Origin of the sequence: Nocardia coubleae NBRC 108252 (assembly GCF_001612805.1) — a bacterium.
GTDB lineage: Bacteria > Actinomycetota > Actinomycetes > Mycobacteriales > Mycobacteriaceae > Nocardia > Nocardia coubleae.
Window position 1 is genome coordinate 217,140 of record NZ_BDBD01000019.1, and the last position, 21,735, is coordinate 238,874.

At 70.3% G+C, this 21,735-nt stretch carries 3 protein-coding genes; all 3 read right to left on the bottom strand.

The annotated features are described in order from the left end of the window. Positions 1-14: 14 nt before the first annotated feature. The 3 genes from NCO8_RS20665 to NCO8_RS20675 are packed head-to-tail and all read right to left on the bottom strand — an operon-like array spanning position 15 to position 21,426. Positions 15-239 carry an MbtH family protein gene (locus tag NCO8_RS20665; RefSeq protein ID WP_067485237.1) on the bottom strand — a complete coding sequence of 75 codons (225 nt, stop codon included), beginning with the start codon at positions 237-239 and terminating at the stop codon, positions 15-17. Beyond that, positions 236-2,779 (bottom strand): AMP-binding protein, encoded by a 2,544-nt coding sequence (locus tag NCO8_RS20670; protein WP_067641828.1) that lies wholly within the window; start codon positions 2,777-2,779, stop codon positions 236-238. The genes NCO8_RS20665 and NCO8_RS20670 overlap by 4 nt, the downstream gene beginning before the upstream one ends. Beyond that, entirely contained in the window at positions 2,779-21,426 is an 18,648-nt protein-coding gene (locus NCO8_RS20675; RefSeq protein ID WP_067641829.1) for a non-ribosomal peptide synthetase, read from the bottom strand. The genes NCO8_RS20670 and NCO8_RS20675 overlap by 1 nt, the downstream gene beginning before the upstream one ends. Between the last annotated feature and the right edge of the window lie 309 nt (positions 21,427-21,735).

A 21,735-nucleotide genomic window follows, 5' to 3' on the forward strand; every position in this document is an offset into this window, starting at 1 on the left:
CGACGGTGACGGACCTATTCGGGGCGGGGGTCGTTGGCCATGGCGGCGATGAGGGAATTGGGGCGCATGTCGAGCCAGTGGGATTCGACGTAGTGCAGGCACGAGGTGCGGGGGGCTGCGCCGAAGGCCACGGTCCAGCCGCCGGGGACGGCGGCGAAGGTCGGCCAGAGGGAGTGTTCGCCTTCGGAGTTCACGAGGACGTAGAACTGGGCGTTGTCGTCGTCGAACGGGTTGGTCATGGGAGTGCCTTCCTGGTGGGGTTGGTAGTGCCGAGGCGGACCAGAGCGGCGGTGGTTCCGTCGATTTCCCAGCGGGCTCGTTCGCCGGTGCGGAACATGCGTTCGCCGGGGATGCCGAAGGGGTTGGCGACGAAGCGTTCGGCGGTGACGGTCGGATCGTCGCGGTAGCCGCGGGCCAGTTGTGCGCCCGACAGGTACAGCTCGCCCGCGACGCCGGGGCTGGTCGGGCGCAGTCGCGCGTCGAGCACGTAGACGCGGCGGTTCCATTCCCGAACCCGGACCGGCGGGGGTTCACCCGAGTCGGCGCGGGGTTGTTCGGGGTAGGTGAGGGTGACGGTCGCTTCGGCGCGACCGTAGTCGTGGTGCAGGTGCGCGGCGGAGACGGCGGCGAAGTCGCGGATCTGTGCGGCGGTGAGCGGGGCGCCGAGCACGACGGCGCTGCGCAGGGTCGGCACGCCGTCGGCGACGCCGGTGAGGTGCTCGGTGAATTCGGTGAGCCGCTGGGGCGTGAAGTCGGCGGCGGTGATGCCGTAGGTGGCGATCAGGTCGATCAACCGGGCCGGATCAGGAGGTTCGGTGAGGACAACGGTGGCGCCGACCCGCAACGGCAGCACATATCCGTGCCACTCGGTGGCCTGGTGCAGGTACACGTCGCGACCGGTGAGCCCGTGCCTGCTCTGCATGGCAGTGATCCGGTGCACCGCCGCCGCATGACTCACGGTGACACCCTGCCCGGCGCCACGCGGATACAGCACGAAGGCCGGATGCTGCGGAAGTACGGGCGCGCGCCGCTCACCGGGCGTGATGGGTTCGTCGGAATAGTCCGACAGCGTCACGTCGTCGATGACCACCCGCGGAATGTCGTACGCCGCAGTGTGTTCACGCCCGGCCACGGTGACGATCAACGCGGGACCGACGACCGGCGGCAGCACCCCGGCCTCGACCGGCACCACCGCGCCACCCGCCTTCAGCACGGCGTACACACCGACGACCAGCTCGATCGAGCACGGAATATCGACCAGCACCGGGCATTCCGGTCCGATGCCGAGCGCGGCCAGGTGCCGGGCGAGCTGATTGGTCCGCCGGTCGAGGTCACCGTAGGTGATGATCGACCCGGAACCCGCCGCATGGACGACGGCCGGATCGAAAGGCGTCGCGGCGGCCTGGGCTTCGAACTCGTCGTGCAGGAGTTCGCCCGGCAGTCCGCCGCGGGCCGGGACGACCGCGTACCGGTCGGCGCGATCGTCCACCCGCCCGACGTATTCGAGTTCGGCCGCCCACCCCTCCCCCGGTGGCCTGCGGCGCACCAGGTCGCCGGTGGCGAACATGCGGTCGTCGACGGGTCCGATGGGGTTGGCGAGGAAGGTGGCGGCGGTCGCCTGCCTGCCGAGGTAGCCGCGCGCCAATTGCACGCCGGAGATGTACAGTTCGCCCACTTCACCGTCGGCGACGGGTTCGAGATGTTCGTCGAGAACGAGCAGTTCCACGTCGTCGGCGGCGCACCCGAGTGGCACCACTTCGAGGTCGGCGCCGGTCACCTCGTGGGCGACGACCTCGCCCGCGGTTTCCGGTCTGCCGTACACCTGCCACAGGGTGGCGCCACTCACCGAACGCAGGGCCGCGGCGGTTTTCGCCGGGAGGGTCGCGCCTCGGGCCAGTACCACGCGTAGCGAGTCGAGTAGTTCCTCGGCGTCGGGTAGCTCGGTCAGTTCCGCGAGCTGGACCGGGTCGAATGCGGCTGTGGTCACGCGGGTTTCGGCGATCGCCTCGGCGAGGGTGTCGCCGACCGGCAGCACGAGTGCCGCGCCCGATTGCAGGGCGAGCAGGAGTTCACCGATCGCGGCCTGGGAGCCGATCGGTGCGTGCCACAGCACGGAATCGCCTGCCCCGATGCCGCACATCCGGTACCGCCAGACCGAATTGGCATGTGCCGCACGGTGTCCGATGACGACGGCGGTCGAGGCGGTCGGGTCGACGACGAGGTAGGCGGGATTGTCGGCACCCGGGCCCGGAAGTGCTCGCGAACCTTCAACGGGAGGGTTGTCGGCTCGGTTCAGTACTTGAACCGAAATCGCCTGTTCAGCAGTGCTTTCGGTTGTCGAGCCGGTGTCGAGACCCGGGTCGGCGGACGTGGGAACGGCCTCGGTGAGCAGCAGGGTGGGCGCCGCCAGCGCAAGGGTGCGGGCACGCAGGTCGGCGGGTGCGTCGGGATCGAGCAGAACGAACGCCGCCCCCGAGGCGATCACGGCGTGCACGGCCACCACCAGTTCGGCGGAACGTGGCAGGCACACCGCGACCGTGGTCTCGGGTCCGGCATCGCGTTCCACCAGCACCGCCGCCAGCGCCTCGGCGCGGTCGGCGATCTCGGCGTAGGTGAGGGCGCGTTCGCCGTCGACGACAGCGAGCGCATCGGGGTCGTCGGCGACCTGGTCGATGAATGCGGCGAGCAGGGTCGCCGGGTCACGCCCGTCTTCGTTCGGGAGCTCACGCCCCAGCGTGTCGAACGGGACGGCGGCCGTGACCGAATTCGTGTGCGACATCAGAGTTGTCCTTCCGAGTCGTCAGCCGACCCCGCCCCGGCGATCACCGCGGCGGCATCGGTCACCAGTGTGTGCAAAGTGGTGGCTAGACCCGCCGCGCCGAGGGCGCCGAGCACACCGGGCACCAGCCCGGCCAGCGCGACGTTGATCAGCGCTTCGGGTTTCATCTTCGCGCCCATCGACCGGCTCACGGCGGTGAGCTTGGCGTCGAGCTCGGCGAAGGAGATGGCGTGCTCGCCGTGGACGAATGCCACGGTCGCCGGCGCCACACGGGCCGCCGAACCGATCAGGCTCGGCAGGTCGGCGGTGGTCGGTGCGGTGGGTGCCTGCTCGGCGTCGGTGCGCACGTCGATGGCCCGAACCACCACGGCGGGATCGGCGGCGACGGCGGCGAGCACCTTGCGGAATCGCTCGGTGAGCACCCGGATGGTCTTCTCGTCGAAAAGGTCTGTGGCGTAACCGAAATGCATGTCGATGCCGTCGAGTTCGCCGTCGGAGTCGTAGCGCTGCACGGCGGTCAGGTGCAGGTCGAACTTGGCTTCGGTCAGGCCCGGGTCGAGCGGCTGCACGCGTAGGCCGGGTAGGTCGATGCTGCCCGGTGGCATGTTCTGGAAGGTGAGCATCACCTGGAACAGCGGTGTGTAGGCGCCCGATCTGGTCCGCCCGAGCGCGTCGACCACCTGCTCGAACGGGACATCGGCATGCGCGATGGCGGCCAGGTCGCGGCGGCGGGCCTGGGCGAGCAGGTCGGTGAACGGGGCGCGGGAGTCGACCTCGGTGCGCAGCACGACGGTGTTGACGAACATGCCGACGAGATCGTCGAGTTCGCGCGCACCGCGACCGGCGACAGGGGCACCGACGGTGATATCGCTGCTGCCCGACTGCTTGGCGAGCAGCACGGCGAGAGCGCTGTGGACGACGGTGAACAAGGTGGTGTTGTTGCTGCGAGCCACCTCGTCCAGGCGTCGGGTCATTGCCGAATCGACCTCGAATTCGACAGTCGCGCCGTGCGTCTCGCGTCGCGTGGATCGGGGGCGGTCGGTCGGGAGCGACAGAAGTTCCGGTGTGCCCGCGAGCTCCTGCGACCAGTACCGCAGCTGCTGGGACACCACGCTGTCCGGGTCGTGCTCGTCACCGAGCATGGTGCGCTGCCAGACGCTGAAGTCGCTGTACTGGATTTCCAATGGCGCCCAGCCTGGTTCGTTGCCCTGAGCACGATCGACGTAAGCGCGCACCAGATCCCGGGTCAGCGGTGCGATCGAGTAACCGTCGCCACTGATGTGGTGGACGACGACGACCAGCACATGCTCGTTCTCACCGAGTTTGTAGAGCGCCACGCGAACCGGCGGTGCGGCGGTGATGTCGAACGGCTGGGCGACCAGGGCGGCGATCCGGGCCTCGACGTCGTCGGCGGCGACCGGGATCGGCGTGAGGTCTACCGCTGACGACCACGCGGGCAGTACCTGCTGCACCGGTCCGTCCGGGGTGTCCGGGTATCGGGTGCGCAGGCTCTCGTGGCGGGCGAGCAGGTCGGCGATCGCGGCCTGCAGGGCGGCCAGGTCGAGTTCGCCGGTGAGGCGGATGGCGGCGGGGATGTGGTACGCCGACGACTGCGGGGACAGCTGGTGCAGCACCCACATGCGCTGCTGCGCGGGTGCGAGGACGGCGGGTCCGTCCTCGGTGCGCCGGGTGAGCGGCGGGCGTGCGCCCGTGCGCTCGGCGGCGGCCAGCCGCTCGGCGAGGGCTGCGACGGTCGGCGCCTCGAAAACGGCCGCGACCGGCACCTGGGCGCCGAGTGCGGCACCGAGCCGGGCGGCGAGCCGGGTCGCCATCAGCGAGTTGCCGCCGAGGGCGAAGAAGTCGTCGTCCAGGCCGGCGCTCGGGCAGGCGATCACCTCGGTGAAGACTTGTGCGACAAGCTGTTCCAGCGCGGTGACCGGTGCGCGGAAGGCCGCCTCGGTGAAGGCCGGTTCGGGCAGCCGGGCTCGGTCGACCTTGCCGTTGGCATTGAGCGGCAGGCTGTCGAGCACCACCACGGCGGCGGGGACCATATAGGCGGGCAGGTGGCCCGCGAGTTCGCCACGCAGGCGCGACCCGATGGTCTGCTCGTCGCCGGGTGTCAGGTCGGCAACCGCCGCGTAGGCGATCAGGCGGGCGCCCGCGCGGTCGTCGTCCTTGGCGATCGCGACCGCCGCACGCACATCGGTGCAGCGCAACAGGGTTGTTTCGACCTCACCGAGCTCGATCCGGAAGCCGCCGATCTTGACCTGGAAGTCGGCGCGTTCCAGGTATTCGAGGGTGCCGTCGTCGCGCCAGCGGACGATGTCGCCGGTGCGGTACATGCGCGCCCCGGCAGGCTCGAAGGGGTTGGCGACGAAGCGATCGGCGGTCAGGGCGTAGCGGCCGTGGTAGCCACGAGCCAGCTGGGCGCCGGCCAGATACAGCTCGCCCGCGACCCCGATCGGCACGGGGTTGAGCCGGGTATCCAGCACGTACACCGCGCTGTTCCACTCGGGCGAGCCGATCGGAACCACATGCGAAGGGTGCTGCGCGACTTCGTGTTCGGTGATCGAGACAGCGGCCTCGGTCGGCCCGTACAGGTTGTGCAGACGAGCCGAGGTGCCGGACGCCAGGAACTGGGTGGCGGTCGCGACCGGCAGTGCTTCACCGATGGCGAGGACCGCGCGCAGCGACAGGGGCAGGGTCGTTGCGGTCGGGACGTCGACATCGGCACTGGTGAGGAGCATGCCGATCAGGGATGGGACGGCGTGCAGCACCGTGACGCCGTAGCGGGTCATGATGTCGCGCAGGCGTTCCGGCTCGCGTTCGTCGCCTGGGCGGGTGACGATCAGCGTCCCACCGCTGGTGAGGGGGGACCAAAATTCCCAGACCGACAGGTCGAAGGTGGCCGGTGTCTTCAGCAGGACACGGTCGGTGCCGGTCATGGTGAAACGGTCGTGCAGCCAGGCCAACTGGTTGACGACGGCCGCGTGCGGGACGGTGACACCCTTGGGCAGGCCGGTGGAGCCTGAGGTGAAGATGACGTACGCGGGGTGCTCCGGGCGCAGCCGGGTGATGCGCTCGGCATCGGTGATCGGCTCGTTCGTCACCTCTTCCAGCGCACGATGATCCAGCTCGAAGACGGGAACGTTCACCGTGACGGGCACACCGTCCGCGACGGTGGTGAGCACACACATCGGTGCGGCGGTCTCGATGATGTAGGCGATGCGGTCGGCCGGGTGGTCGGGGTCGACCGGCACGTACGCGCCACCGGCACGGACTACCGCATGCATGGCGATCACCAGATCGAGCCCTCGGCGCATGGCGAGCACCACGGTGCGTTCCGGGCCGACACCTTCGGCGATGAGCAGGCGGGCGATGCGGTTCACCCGGGCGTCGAAGGTGCGGTAGTCCAGGGATTCCCCGGTATCGGCGTCGATCAGGGCGGTCGCGTCCGGGGTCCGCTCCGCTTGCCGGGCGCCGAGGTCGGCCAGCGTGGCCGGGGCGACCGGGTGGGCGGTGGCGTTCCATGTCTCGAGTACGCGAACGCGGTCGGCGCCGAGCAGGTCGAGGTCGCCGACGCGGGTTTCCGGTGCGGCGGTGACGGCTTCGAGGATGCGGTGCAGAGACCGGGCGAACCGCTCGGCGGTGGTGTCGTCGAACAGGTCGGTCGCGTAGCCGAGCACCATGTCGATGCCCGAGGGTGACCCGTCGGCGGTGTAGTTGTCCAGGGCGAACAGGTGCAGGTCGAATTGCGCGACGCCGGAATCGAATTCGATGTCGGTCACGGTGAGGCCGGGCAACTCCAGGTTTCCACGATCGTGGTTCTGGAAGGAGTAGCCGACCTGGAACAGCGGGTGCCGGGCGGTGGAGCGGGCCGGGTTGAGCACCTCGACCAGCCGCTCGAACGGCACATCGGCGTGGGCGAAGGCGGCGATGTCGGCGGTGCGGGCCGCGCTCAGCAGCTCGGTGAACGGCGCCGCGGGCGTCACCGGGGTGCGCAACACCAGGGTGTTGACGAACATGCCGATGACCTCGTCGAGTTCGGCCTCACCGCGACCGGCGGTCGGGGTGCCGACGGCGATGTCGCCGGTGCCGGAGAGCCGCGCGAGCAGGGCGGCGAAGGCCGCGTGCACCACCATGAACAGGGTGGCGCCGTGCGCGCGGCCGAGCGCGGCGAGCGCGGCGTGCAGGTCGGCGTCGACGGTGAAGGTCACCTTGTCGCCGCGCAGGCTCTGCCGGGCCGGGCGCGGACGATCGGTCGGCAGCGCCAGCTGATCCGGAAGGCCCGCGAGCTGTCGCTGCCAGAAGGCGAGCTGCTGGGCGGCAACCGATTCGGGGTCGCTGTCGTCGCCGAGGAGTTCGCGCTGCCAGAGGGCGTAGTCGGCGAACTGGACGGCGGGCGGCGTCCAGCCGGGCGCGGTGTCGGCGAGCCGGGCGGTGTAGGCGCGCATCAGATCGGCGACGAACGGTGCGACCGACGAACCGTCGGCGGCGATGTGATGCAGGACCGCCGCCAGCACGAATTCGGACTCGCTCAGGCGGAGCAGGCGCAGCCGGACCGGGATCTCGGCGGTGACGTCGAAGGTGGTCTCGGCGAGCTCCCGAATCATGTGCGGCAGCACGTCGTCGGTGATCTCTGCCGGGTTCAGGGCCGGGATCGCGCCGGAGTGCGCGGCGTAGACGGCGCCGGGCGCGTCGGCCTTTGGGCGGACAAGGGCGATCGCCTGCGCAGCGGGGCCGGTGCCGGACGCGTCGGCCTTCGGGCGAACAAGGGCGACCGCCTGCGCAGCGGGGCCGGTGCCGGACGCGTCGGCCTTCGGGCGAACAAGGGCGACCGCCTGCGCAGCGGGGCCGGTGCCGGACGCGTCGGCCTTCGGGTGGGCGGGTGCGATGGCCTGCGCGGCGGGGACGATCGACTGGACGGGGGTGCCGTCGACCTCGGGGTAGATGGTGCGCAGGGATTCGTGGCGGGCGATCAGATCGGCAACGGCCGCTTGGAGTGCGGGGATGTTCAGGTCGCCGGTGAGGCGGAGGGCGAACGGGATGTTGTAGGCCACCGAGGTGCGGTCGAAGCGGTTGAGGAACCACATGCGCTGCTGGGCGGGCGAAAGCGGTAGGCGGTCGGGGCGTGCCCGGCCGACCAGGGCTGGACGGTCCACCTTCGCCTGGGCGTCCACGGCCGCGGCCAGGTCGACGACGCGCGGCGCCTCGAACAGGGTGCGCACCCCGACCCTGCGGTCGAGTGCCGCACCGATGCGGGCCACGGCCTTGGCGGCCAGCAGGGAGCTGCCGCCGAGGGCGAAGAAGTCGTCGTCGGCGCCGACCGGCCGGTCACCGGTGCCGAGCACCTCGGCGTAGACCGCGGCCACGATCTCCTCGGTGACGGTGGCGGGCTTGCGGTACACGGTGGCCTCGAAGACCGGCGCGGGCAGCGCGGCCCGGTCGAGTTTGCCGTTGACCGTCAGCGGAATCCGCTCGACGGGCACGACCGCGGCCGGAAGCATGTGCTCGGGCAGTGTGCGCGACAGTTCCTGGCGCAGCGCTGCGGCATCGATGTGCGTCGTGCCCGGCACGAGATAGGCCACGATCCTTGGCTCGTCGACGAGATCCGTGCGCACCAGCACCGCGACTTCGCGGGGCGCCGCCGAGCTGTTCAGCAACGCCGCCTCGATCTCACCGAGCTCCACCCGGAAACCGCGCAGGTTCACCTGCTGGTCGGCACGACCGAGGTACTCGAGGTCGGCGCCGTCACCGGTCGCCTTCCACCGGGCCAGGTCGCCGGACCGGTACGCGAGGGCACCGGGCGGGCCGTACGGATCGGCGACGAAGCGGCTCGCGGTCAGCCCGGGTCGGTTCAGGTAGCCGCGCGCCAACTGTGGGCCGGACACGTAGATTTCACCGGGCACGCCCGCCGGAACGGGACGCAGCCGCGAATCGAGGACACGCACGGTGAGTCCGGCGATGGCGCCGCCGATCACGCTGGCCGAGCCGGTGTCCGGGGTGATCTCGCGGTAGGACACATGCACGGTGGTCTCGGTGATGCCGTACATATTCACCAGTCGAGGCGCGTGCGGACAGCGGGCGAACCAAGCATCCAGTCGCTGCGGTTCCAGCGCTTCACCGCCGAAAATCACCGCGCGTAGCGCGAAGTCGGCGGGAGCACCCTCGGCCGAGCCACGCAGACCCTGCGCATTCGCCGTGGCGCGGTCTGCCCTGCCACCCGCGGGAAGCGCATCCGGGTCGGCGTCCCCACTGCCGGATTCAGCACCGGCGGACGGGTCACACGGCCGGTCCGCATCGGTGGCGCATGCGACCAGATCGGCAGCGACGGCGGGCGCGACCCCATCGGCGGCGATGGCCGGGGCGTCCAGATCGGCGGCGATGAGCTGATAGAAGGCCGACGGGGTCTGGTTGAGGACGGTCACCTGTTCGCGGATCAGGAGTTCGCGGAACTGTTCGGGTGAGCGGGAGGTGTAGTAGTCGACGAGGACGATCGAGCCACCGTGCAGCAGGGCGCCCCACAGTTCCCAGACCGAGAAGTCGAAGGCGTAGGAGTGGAACATCGTCCACACGTCCGACGGCCCGAACTCGAACTTCGCGGCCGTATTGTCCAGCAGCGCAAGCACGTTCGCGTGCGGCACCTGCACGCCCTTGGGGCGGCCGGTGGAACCGGAGGTGTAGATGACGTAGGCCGTGTGCGCGGGTGCGAGCGGGGCACGGCGATCAGCGTCGGTGAGCGGTTCGGCGCCGAAGTCGGCCAGGTTGCCGCAGTTCGGGTCGATCACGGGCCCGCCGAACCAGTCGCGCGGCAGGCCGGTCTCCGCGTTGGCGACGGCGCACAGCGGGCGGGCGTCGTCGAGGACGTACTCGATGCGGTCGGCGGGATAGTTCGGGTCGATCGGCAGGTAACCGCCACCGGCCTTCAGCACCGCGAGCAGCGCGACGGTGAGTTCGACAGTGCGCGGAAGAGCCACGGCCACCAGCCTTTCCGGGCCGACACCTGCCGCGATGAGACGTCGGGCGAGGCGGCTGGACCAGGCGTCGAGCTCGGCGTAGGTGAGCTGCCGCTCCCCTGCCTTCACCGCGACGGCCTGCGGATCGATGAGGGCGGCGCGGGCGAACCGGTCGACCATGGTGTCGCCGGTCTCGGCCACCGCGGCCTCGACGCTCGCCCAGTCGTGCAGGGTGCGCTGCTGTTCCTCGGCGCTGAGCAACTGGATGTCGCCGACGACGACGGTCGGGTCCGCGACGACAGCGGCCAGCACCTGGGTGAAGCGGCGAGCGAGGACGGCCACGCTCGATTCGTCGAACAGGTCGGTGGCATAGGCGATCTCGATGGCCATGCCGTCGGCGCGACCGTCGATGTCGTCGGATTCGCGCAGGGTGAACTGCAGGTCGAACTTCGCGACGGCGGCGTCGAAATCGACGGGGGCCGCGCGCAATCCGGCCCCATCGAGTGCGGCAACGGTGAAGTTCTGCAGGACGAGAGCCACCTGGAACAGCGGGTGCCGGTTGCGGGCCCGTGCCGGGTCGACGGCCTCGACGACCTGCTCGAAGGGGACGTCGGCGTGGGAGAGTGCGTCGAGGTCGCCCGCGCGCACGGCATCGAGGGTGGTTTCGAACTCGGCGCGCGGGTCGACCTGGGTGCGCAGGACGAGGGTGTTGACGAACATGCCGATCAGGCCGTCGATGGCGGCCTCACCGCGGCCGGCGACCGGGGTGCCGATGGCGATGTCACCGCTGCCAGACAGCCGCGCCAGCAGCACGGCCAGCGCCGCGTGCACAGTGCTGAACAGGGTCGCCTCGTGCTTGCGCGCGAGTTCCCGCAGCTCACTGTGCAGATCGGAGTCGATCTGGAACCGGTGCACGCCGCCGCGGAAGCTCGAATCGGCCGGACGTGGCCGGTCGGTCGGCAGTTCCAGCTGTTCGGGCAGACCGGCGAGGGTGCGCTGCCAGAAGGCGAGCTGGGTGTGGGCGAGCGAGCCGGGCTGGGCAGGGTCGCCGAGGGCCTCGTCCTGCCAGAGGGCGTAGTCGGCGTACTGGACCGGCAGTGGCGACCAGGTGGGGGCGATGCCGTCGCGGCGGGCGGCGTAGGCGGTCATCAGGTCGGCGGCCAGCGGGCCGAGGGAGAAACCGTCGGCGGCGATGTGGTGGACGACGAGGACGAGAACGTGCGCGTCGTCCGTCGCGAACAGTGCCGCGCGGAACGGGATCTCGGTGGTCAGGTCGAAGCGCACCGCGGCACATGCCAGCAGGCGGGCGGGCAGTTCCTGCTCGGTGACCGGCTCGGGTGTGAGCGCGAGCGGGGCGGCGGCGGCGATCCGCTGCTCGGCGCCGTCAGGGCCCTCGGGGTAACTGGTCCGCAGGGTTTCGTGCCGGTCGATCACATCGGCGAGCGCCGCCTCGAGCGCGGCGATATCGAGGTCGCCGGTGAGGCGCAGGGCGACCGGGATGTTGTCGACGGCGTCGCCGGGACCGTCGGCGTCGGCGAGGAAGCGATTGAGGAACCACATGCGCCGCTGCGCGGGCGACAGCGGAATATGCTGCGGGCGTGTGCGAGTCGTGAGCGCTACCCGGCCGCCGGTGCCACGCAGAGCCGCGCATCGTTCGGCCAGTGTGTAGACGGTCGGCGCGTCGAAGAGCAGACGTACGGGGACCTGGGTGTCGAGGGCGGCACCGAGCCGGGCGACGACCTGGGTGGCGGTGAGCGAATTGCCACCGAGGGCGAAGAAGTCGTCGTCGAGACCGACCTGCCGATCGGCCGGGAAGCCGAGCACGGCGGCGAAGGTGGCGGCGACGATCCGCTCCACCTCGGTCGACGGCGCACGGAAAACCGCGGCCTCGAAAACCGGTGCGGGCAGCGCCTTCCGGTCGAGCTTGCCGGAAGCGTTCAGCGGGAACTCGTCGAGCACCACGAACGCCGACGGGACCATATAGGCCGGGAGGGTGCGAGCCAGCGTCGACTCGACGACCTCGAGATCCGGAGCGCCGACGAGATAGCCGACCAGCACGTCGTCGCGGACCAGAACCGCAGCCTGGGCAACCTTGGGCACCCTCGACAGCGCTGCTTCGATCTCACCGAGCTCGATCCGGAGCCCGCGCAGCTTGACCTGGAAATCGGTGCGACCCAAGTACTTCAGCTCGCCACGTGCACAGCGCACCGGCGCACTGTCCACGTCTCCTCCGACGCGGATATCGGTGTCGTCCGAGGAATCAGCACCACTGGTGCGGGCGTCGATGTGCGACACACTCGCTGCCGGGTCGCTGTCGGCGAGGACCGTCCAGCTCACCAGATCGCCGGTGCGGTACATGCGCTCGCCGGGGGTGAACGGGTTGGCGACGAAGCGGTCGGCGGTGAGGTCGGCGCGACCCGCGTAGCCACGGGCCAGCTGAATGCCTGCCAGGTACAGCTCGCCGGGGACGCCGGGCGGGACCGGACGCAGGCGGGCATCGAGGACGTAGACCTGGGTGTTGTGGACCGGGGCGCCGATCGGGACGGTGACCTCGTCGGCGTCGACGACCTCGTGGAAGGTCACGTCGACCGCTGCTTCGGTGGGGCCGTACAAGTTGTGCACAGCCGTACCGGTGAGGCGGCGCAGCGCCTGGGCCGGGGCAGGTGCCAGCGCCTCACCCGAGGCGAACACCAGCCGCAGCGAGTCGCACCGGGCCGAGGAAGGCTGACGCGCTCCGGCACTCGAGCGGACTCCGAGATCCGCGCGCGTGGCGATGTCGGAGGACATGCCGAGCTCGACCAGCGCGGAGTCCCCCGAGGACGTGCCGACGTCCGCCGACGTGGCAGCATCGCGGTTTGTCGAGGGGGCAATGCCCGAAGCTGTTGCGGTCGGCGCGGTGAGGTCGGCGCCCAAGGCCGCGACGAACGCCGTCAGCATCGAGGGGACGAAGTGGGCGACGGTGACGGCTTCGCGGTCGATGAGGTCGGCGAGGTAGGCCGGGTCGCGGTGGCCGTCGGGGGCGGCCAGGAGGAGACGGGCGCCGATCTGCAGCGGCCAGAAGAACTCCCACACCGAGACGTCGAAGGTGGCGGGTGTCTTCTGCAGGACGGTGTCGGCGGGGGTGAGGCGGTAGGCGTCCTGCATCCAGATCAGTCGGTTGACGATCGCGGCGTGCGAGACGACGACGCCCTTGGGCTTGCCGGTGGAGCCGGAGGTGAAGATCAGGTAGGCGGCATTGTCCGGGGTGAGGGTGGCGAGGCGATCGCCGTCGGTGACCGCATCGGCCGGGTAATCGGTGGTGTCGACCTGATCCAGGTCGAGGACGACAGCACGCTCGGCGCGGGCCAGGTCGAGACCGTCTGCCTCACGGGTGAGCACGCACACCGGGTCGGCGGCGTCGAGCACCTGCGCGATGCGCTCGGCGGGGTGGTCGGGGTCGAGCGGCACATACGCCCCACCTGCGGTGAGCACCGCATACATGGCGACCACCAGGTCGGTGCCGCGGCGTAGTCCGAGGGCAACCGTACGGTCGGGGCGCACACCGATCGAGATGAGCAGGCGGGCAAGGCGATTCACTCGCTCGCCGAACTCGGCGTAGGTGAGGGAATGGCCTTCGAATGTCACCGCGGTCGCACCCGGGGTGCGGGCGGCCTGTGCCTCGAACAGCGAGACCAGGTTCGCCCCCTCGATCATCGGGAACGCGGTGTCGTTCCAGGTCTCGAGCAGCAGGGTGCGCTCCGCGGCGCTGAGCAGGTCGATGTCGCCGATCACGACGTTGGGATCGGCGCTCACCGTATCCAGCACCCGTAGGAGCCGGGTGCTGAAATCTGTGATGGTCCGGGCGTCGAAGAGGTCCGTGGCGTACTCGAAGCGGGCGAGCAGGCCGTCGGAGGTTTCGCGCAGCGTCAGATGCAGGTCGAATTTGGCTGTGTGGGTATCGATCTCGAGTTCGCTTGCGGTGAGGCCCGCGAGTGCGAGTTCGGTCCGGGTGGTGTTCTGGAAGTCGAGCATCACCTGGAAGAGAGGGTGGCGGGCGGTCGAGCGTTGTGGGTCGACCACCTCCACGAGCCGGTCGAAGGTGACGTCGGCGTTGGCGAGGGCACGCAGGTCGGCGTCGCGGACGGTGCCGACGAGTTCGGTGAAGGTGGCATCCGACGGAATCCGGGTGCGCAGCACGAGCGTGTTGACGAACATGCCGACGAGCCGGTCGAGAGCCTGGTCACCGCGTCCGGCCACGGGTGTGCCGACCGAAATATCGTCCTGGCCCGCAAGTTTCGCCAAGGTGGTGGCGAACGCGGCGTGCAGCACCATGAACAGCGATGCGTGGGACTCGGTCGCCAGCGCCCGCAGGCGGTCGGTGATCGTCGCGGGAATCGAGAAGACGTGGCGGGCTCCGCGACCCGATGCCACGGCCGGACGCGGGCGGTCGGTGGGGAGCGTCAGCAGGTCGGGCAGGTCCGCGAGTTCTGTTGTCCAGAAATCGATCTGATGGGCCATCGGCGACGACGGGTCGTCCTCGGCGCCCAGCGCGTCCCGCTGCCAGAGGGCGAAGTCGGCGTACTGCACGGGCAGCGCGGTCCACTCCGGAGCGGTGCCCGCGCGGTGGGCCGCGTAGGCGAGCATCACGTCGTGGGTGAGCGGCGCCACCGACCAGCCGTCGGCGGCGATGTGGTGCACCACGAGCACCAGGACGTGCTCGTCGGCGGCGGTGCGCAGCAGGCGCAGGCGGACCGGCGGTTCCTGATCCACCGCGAACGGCACGGCGGCGAGTGCGCGGACACGATCGTCGAGCGTCGCGGGATCGATGTCCTCGGGCTCGAGGGCGACGGAGAACCGATCGAGAACCTGCTGGAACGGGATACCGTCGACGGCCGGGTAGCGGGTGCGCAGTGCTTCGTGCCGGGCGATCACCGCGTCCACCGCCGCGGCCAGCGCGGCGTGGTCGAGATCGCCGGTCAGGCGGATGGCGGCGGCGATATTGTCGGCCACCGACTCCGCGTCGAACTGGTTGAGGAACCACATCCGCTGCTGCGCGTAGGACAGCGGAATCCGCTGCGGACGTTCACCCGCGACGAGTGCGGGTAGCGCGGCGGTCTTCTCCGAACCCGCCAGGCGGGCGGCGAGCGCGCTGACGGTCGGCGCTTCGAACAGCATCTTCAACGGCACACCGGCACCGAGCGCGGCGCCGAGCCTCGACACGACCTGCGTGGCGACCAGTGAGTTGCCACCGAGAGCAAAGAAGTCGTCGTCCGCGCCGACCCGCTCCACGCCGAGCACATCGCCGAACACCTGAGCCACCACGGTTTCGGTGCCAGGCGCGGGAGCGCGGAATGCCTTCGCCGCGAACACCGGCTCCGGCAACGCCCGCCGATCCAGCTTCCCGTTCGGCGTCAACGGCAACGCATCGAGCACCACGAACGCCGACGGCACCATGTGCGCCGCCAACCGACCACGCAACGCCGCGGCAATACCCTCGACATCCAGATGCGCGATGAATGCTTCGGGACCGCTACCTGCCGCTGGTCCGCGGCGCGCGGGAGTCGCCACGCTCAGTTCACCAGGAACCGCCGCGGTCGATGCGTCGGAAGACGTGAGCCGCTTCGCAACCGTGCGGCGCATTGCCGTGGCGGGCACCAGGTAGGCCACCAGCTGGTCACCGCGGTGCGCATCACGGCGGACCAGCACGGCGGCCTGGCGGATCGTGGGGTCGGTGAGCAGGGCGGATTCGATTTCGCCGAGTTCGATGCGGAAGCCGCGCAGTTTCACCTGGTCGTCGTTGCGGCCGACGTAGGCGAGGGCGCCTTCGGGGGTCCAGCGGACCAGGTCACCGGTCCGGTACATGCGGGCGCCCTGCTCCCAGGGGCAGGCGACGAAGCGGGTGGCGGTGAGGGCGGCGCGGTCGCGGTAGCCACGGGCGAGCTGGGCGCCCGCCACGTACAGCTCACCGGTGACGCCCGCGGGCACCGGGCGGAGCCTGCTGTCGAGCACCCACTGGGCGATGCCGCGCAGCGGTGTGCCGAGGGTGAGCGGGGTGTCGGCGGTGAGGGGTGCGCTGATGTTGGTGGCGACGGTGGTCTCGGACGGGCCGTAGGCGTTGACGAACACGCGGCCCACCGGGCCCTCGGTCCAGCGCGCGACCAGCTCGGGCGGGCACGCCTCGCCACCGACCATCACCATGCGCAGGTGCTCGAGCCGGGCGGGATCGAGCACGGCGAGCGCCGACGGCGTCATGAGCGCGTGCGTGACCCGCTGCTCCGAAAGCAATTGCGCCAGTTCGTCACCGACGTGCCGACCTGGCACGGCGATCACCAGGGTGGCGGCGGAGTTCACCGCGAGCAGGAACTCCATTACCGAGATGTCGAACGACGGTGAACCCACCTGCAGCACCCGCGCGTCCGGCGAGCCGACCATGCGATCGGTCTCCTCGGCGGCGAACCCGGCGATCCCGGCCTGGGTCACCAGCACCCCCTTGGGCAGACCGGTGGAACCGGAGGTGTAGATGACATAGGCGAGGTGCTCGGCCCGCAGCGGACGCACCCGGTCGAGATCGGTGACGGGTTCGCTGGAGCGCGAGGCGCATTCGGCCATCAGCTTGAGCTCGTCGAGGGCCAGCCATTCGATCGAGGTGGGCAGCGCGGTGGCCGACCCGTCGACGGTCAGGCCGAGGCACGCACCGGAATCGGTGACCATGTGGGTGATCCGGTCCAGCGGGTAGCTGGGGTCGACGGGCAGCCACGCCGCACCCGCCTTCGCGACCGCCCACACGGCGAGCACCGATTCGATGGAACGCGGAATGCCGACGGCGACGACGTCGTCCGGTCCGACGCCGGCATCGATGAGCACCCGGGCCAGTCGCGACGAGGCCCGCTCGAGCTCCCGGTAGGTGAGGCTGCGGTCGCCGTCGGTGACGGCCTCCCGCTCCGGGTCGGCCGCGACGGCGGCGGCGAGCAGGTCGGGCAGCAGACCGGTGGCGGTGACGGGTGCGCCACGCATGCCGGTGAGCCGGGCCTGTTCTTCCACCGACAGCAGCGGGAGGTCGCCCACGGCGGTTTCCGGTGCGGCCGAGGCGGCGGCGAGCAAACGCACGAAGCGCGCACCGAGGTCACGGATATCGGTTTCGTCGAACAGATCGGTGGCGTACAGGACGACGGCCTCGATGCCATCGGCTTCGCCAGTGGCGGAACGCCTTTCGCCCAGGGTGATCTGCAGATCGAACTTGGTGATGTCGAGTTCGATCTCGTGCACGGTGACCGGCGAGCCCGCCGGCTCGAAGGTGGTGTCGAGCACCGCCTGGAAGTTCAGAGCCACCTGGAACAGCGGGTGGCGTGACTGCGAGCGCGCCGGGTTCACCACATCGACGAGCCGGTCGAACGGCACCGTGGTGTGCGCGAACGCGGCCAGGTCGGTCTCGCGCGTGTGCTCGAGGGCGGCCGCGAAACTGGCGGCCGGGTCGACCTCGGTGCGCAGCACGAGCGTGTTGACGAACATGCCGATCAGGTCGTCGATGGCCCGGTCGCCACGTCCGGCGACACCGGTGCCGACGGCGATGTCGGTGGTGCCCGACAGGCGGGCGAGCAGCACGGCCAGCGCGGTGTGCAGCACCATGAACAGCGAGGCACCCGCTTGCTGAGCCAAGTCGGTGAGCTGCCGGTGCAGGGCGGGATCGATGGCGAAGCCCACCCGCGCGCCGCGCATGCTCGGTTCCACCGGACGCGGCCGCGCCGACGGCAGTTCGAGCTGATCGGGCAGTCCCGCCAGAGCCCGTTCCCAGAAGGCGATTTCGCGTGCGGCGAGCGAGTTCGGGTCGCTCTCGGCGCCCAGGAGTTCACGCTGCCACAGGGTGTAGTCGGCGTACTGCACGGTCAGCGGCGACCAGTCGGGGGCGACGCCGTCGGTGGCGGCGCGGTAGGCGGTGAGCACATCGCGGACGAGCACCTGCAGCGAAACACCGTCCGCCGCGATGTGATGCAACACGACGGCGAGCACGCATTCACCGTCACCCGCCGTGACCGCGTGGCCGACCGCGGCGCCGAGTTCATCGGAGTCCGTGTGCGGTTCGCCTCGCGCGGCAGTGTCGGCCACCACGAACACCTGCGCGCGGAACGGCGCCTCGTGCTCCAAATCGAAACCGGTGGAGGCGAATCGGGTGAGTTCGGCATCCAGTTCGGCGGCGGCCACCTCGGTCGGCGCACCGATGCGCACCAGCCCGGCCGGGCACACCACCTGCTCGGCCACCTCGCCCCCCGTGTCGACAGCCGGGAAGATGGTGCGCAGGGCCTCGTGCCGGTCCACCACGGACTCGAGCGCGCGCAGCAGCGCGGGGAGATCCGCAGTGCCGCGCAAACGCACCGCGAAGGGCATGTTGTAGCCGGGCGCGGCCGGGTCGAACCGATTCAGGAACCAGATGCGTTGCTGTGCGGGGGAAAGCGGAATAGTCGACGGGCGCGGTCGAGCGGCGAGCACGGGCAGCTGGGCGCTCACACCGGCGTCGGCGCGCTCGGCGATCACCGCGGCCAGCCGCGCCACCGTAGTGGCGCCGAACAGATCGCGCACCGTCAGACCGCAGCCGAGATCGGCGCCGAGGCGCGCCGCGACCTGGGTGGCGACGAGGCTGTTGCCGCCGAGTGCGAAGAAGTCGTCGTCACGGCCGATCCGCTCGAGGCCGAGCACCTCACCGAACACCCGCGCCACCGTCTCCTCCACCGGCCCGGCGGGCTCGGTGTAGGCGACGACGGTGCGAGCGGGAGCGGGCAGGGCCTTGCGGTCGAGTTTGCCCGAGGCGTTCACCGGCAGCTCGTCGAGCAGCACGAACGCGGCGGGAACCATGTAGGCGGGCAGGGCGCGCAGGGCGGCCGCACGCAGCGCGTCGACGGTGACCGCACCGGCCTCGGCCACCACATACGCGACAAGTTGTTCGCCGACACCCGCGTCGTCACGCACGACGACAACCGTGCGCGCGGCGCCCTCGACGCCGTCGAGGATCGCTTCGATCTCACCGAGTTCGATGCGCAGGCCACGCAACTTCACCTGGAAGTCGGTGCGGCCCAGGTATTCCAGTTCACCGTTGGTCGTCCAGCGCACAAGGTCGCCGGTGCGGTACATGCGTTCGCCCGCCGCAGCCGGGTCGGCCACGAACCGGCCCGCGGTGAGCTCGGGACGGCCGACATAACCCCGGGCGAGCTGTACCCCCGACAGATACAGCTCACCCGGAGCCCCGACCGGAACCGGCCGCAGCCGCGAGTCGAGAACATGGAGCCGGGTATTGAACACCGGCGCGCCGATCGGCACTGTCACCCGGTCGGCGTCGGTCACCTCGTGGAAGGTGACGTCGACGGCGGCCTCGGTGGGACCGTAGAGATTATGCAGCCGGGCCCCGGTGAGCAACCGCAACCGCTGCGCCAGCGGGGCGGGCAGCGCCTCCCCCGAGGCGAAAACCAGTCGCAGCGAGCCACGCTCGGCGATCTCCTGCTGGGCAAGGAAGGCCTCGAGCATCGACGGCACGAAATGCGCGACGGTGACGCCGTATTCGGCGATCACCCGGCGCAGGTAGGCGGGATCGCGGTGCCCGTCCGGCTCGGCGAGCAGCAGTGTGGCCCCGATCTGCAAGGGCCAGAAGAACTCCCACACCGACACGTCGAAGGTCGTCGGCGTCTTCTGCAGCACCGTGTCCACGCCGTGCAGGCGGTAGCTGTGCTGCATCCACACCAGCCGGTTCACGATCGCGGCGTGCTCGACGGCCACGCCCTTGGGCAGACCGGTGGAGCCGGAGGTGAAGATGACGTAGGCCGGATGCTCCGGCCGCAGCGGGGCCGTGCGGTCGGCATCGGTGAGCGGCTCGTCGGCGTACCAGCTCAGGTCGATGTCGTCGACCGCGAGTACCGGCACGTCCGTGGCGAGGGACGCCTCTCGCGTGGTGGTGAGAATTGCGGCGGGCGAGGCGGTTTCGAGGATATGGGCGATGCGATCGGCCGGGTGGTCCGGATCGATCGGTACGTACGCCGCGCCGGCGGCGAGCACCGCGTACATGGCGATCACCAGGTCGGTGGAACGCCGAATACCCAGCGCCACCAGCGATTCCGGACCGATACCCTCCGCCCGCAGGCGTCGTGCCAGCCGGGCGGCCCGCTGCGACAGTTCGCGATAGGTGAGCACCTCACCGGAACCGGCCATCCGGACAGCCACGGAATCGGGCGTCCGCAGAACCTGCGCCTCGAACATCGCGGGTAGCGTCGCCGATGCCACCGCGCGCTCCGTGAGCACGGCCGTCACATCGAAGCCGGTGGCATTCCAGATCTTGGTGCTGACCTCGAGTTCCAGCTCGGTGGCCACCTCGACGGCGCCGACCGGGGTATCCAGGTCGACCGCGGTCAGCCGCTCCAGGAAGCGCAGGAAACGGCAGTGATGCCGGGCCAGCGAATCGGCGTCGTAGAGGTTGGGGTTCGCCTCGAAATCCACATGCACCCGGTCGTGATCGCCGTAGTACACATTCAGGCTCAGATCCTCGATCGGACCCGTCGACAGCACCCGGTAGCGCCCGGTGGTGTTGCCGAGCAGCAGGCTGGTGCGGAACAGCATGAAGTTCGCGAGCGGACCGAACAGCGCGCGCCGGGCCGGGCGACCGTCGTCCTCGGCGTCGCGGCGGATGTCCTCGGCGCGGTAGCGCTGGTGGCGCAGCGCACCGGCCACCTCCACCCGGGCCGCGCGCAGCAGTTCGCCCCAGGTGGTGCTCGCCCCGGCCGCGCCGGTCGGCAGGCGCAGCGGAACGATATTGGACAGCATGCCCGCCGAGCGCCGCATGACAGCGGTGGTCCGAGCCGTAACAGGCAGGCTCAGCACCGCGTGCGGCCGGTCGGTGAGCCGGCCGAGGTAGGCGGCGAACGCGGCGAGCAGCACGGCCGACAGTGTCGAATCATCGCTGGCGGCAATGGTTTCCAGGCGCTGCACCAGTTTGTCGGTGAGCCTGCCGCCGGTGACCAGGTTGATCGCCGAGCGCGGCGCGGTGCGCGGGTCGAGCGCGGTCGGGCTGTCCAGGCCGGCGATGCGCTCGGCCCAGTGCTGACGATCGGCGGCGAAGCGGGTGCTCTCGCGGTAGCGCTGTTCGCCCTCGACGAGTTCGGCCAGGTCACCCGGCACCACCCGCGACGGCTCGAAGTCGAGCACCCGGGCGGTGTAGAGCTCCGCGATGCGCTGCGAGAGGGTGAACGCGCCGTACCCGTCGAGCACGATGTGGTGTCCGCGCAGGTACCAGAACCAGCGCTGCGCACCCACCCGCAGCACCGCGCCCGCGACGAGGCGGTCGGTGAGCAGGTCGAGCGGGGCGCCGAATTCCGCGCGCATCCATTCCTCGGCCGCGGCGACGGGGTCGTCGTGGTGACGCAGATCGATCAGCGGGAGCTCGTTCTCGATCGGGAGCGAGTGGTCGACGACCTGATACGGAACACCGTCGCGCTCACCGATGCGCACCAGCGGCGAACCGTAGGTGTGTGCCGCCTCGGCCGTAACCGCTTGCAGCACATCGGGATCCAGCTCGCCGGTGATGTCCACGTACTGGGCGATGGTGATCGGCACGTCGGGGTCGAGCAGCTGCGCGTACCAGACCCCCAGCTGAGCTGGCGTCAGCGGGAACGGTGCCGACGCACCCTCCGCTTCCTGCGGTCGCGCGCTGAACCCACCCAACTCCGTACCGTGCACCAGAGCCTCCTCGTATCGCGAAAAAACAGCAGTCCGAACGTTTTCGGGCAGCACGAAGACACCTGAGGTACCTCGTGGTCGCCGATGGGTCCGGCCAAGAGCGCGATGGGCACAACGCCACATCCGCGCAGATCCCCGACAGATCATGTGGACGAGAGCGGCGATCCTCTTCGGACCGCCTGCGGCGGCGGACAGATCGTCGGCCGCGGTTGGTCTAGCTGTTGATCGTTCCTCCAATGTCGCCTACATCACATGGCGCCTGTCCATGCAGTGCCGACACTAGGCGTTCAGTTAATAAAAAGGAACTTA

Bases quoted from the DNA above. Each gene is read 5' to 3' on its own strand.
- NCO8_RS20665 (WP_067485237.1), bottom strand. From the start codon at position 239: ATGACCAACCCGTTCGACGACGACAACGCCCAGTTCTACGTCCTCGTG.
- NCO8_RS20670 (WP_067641828.1), bottom strand. From the start codon at position 2,779: ATGTCGCACACGAATTCGGTCACGGCCGCCGTCCCGTTCGACACGCTG.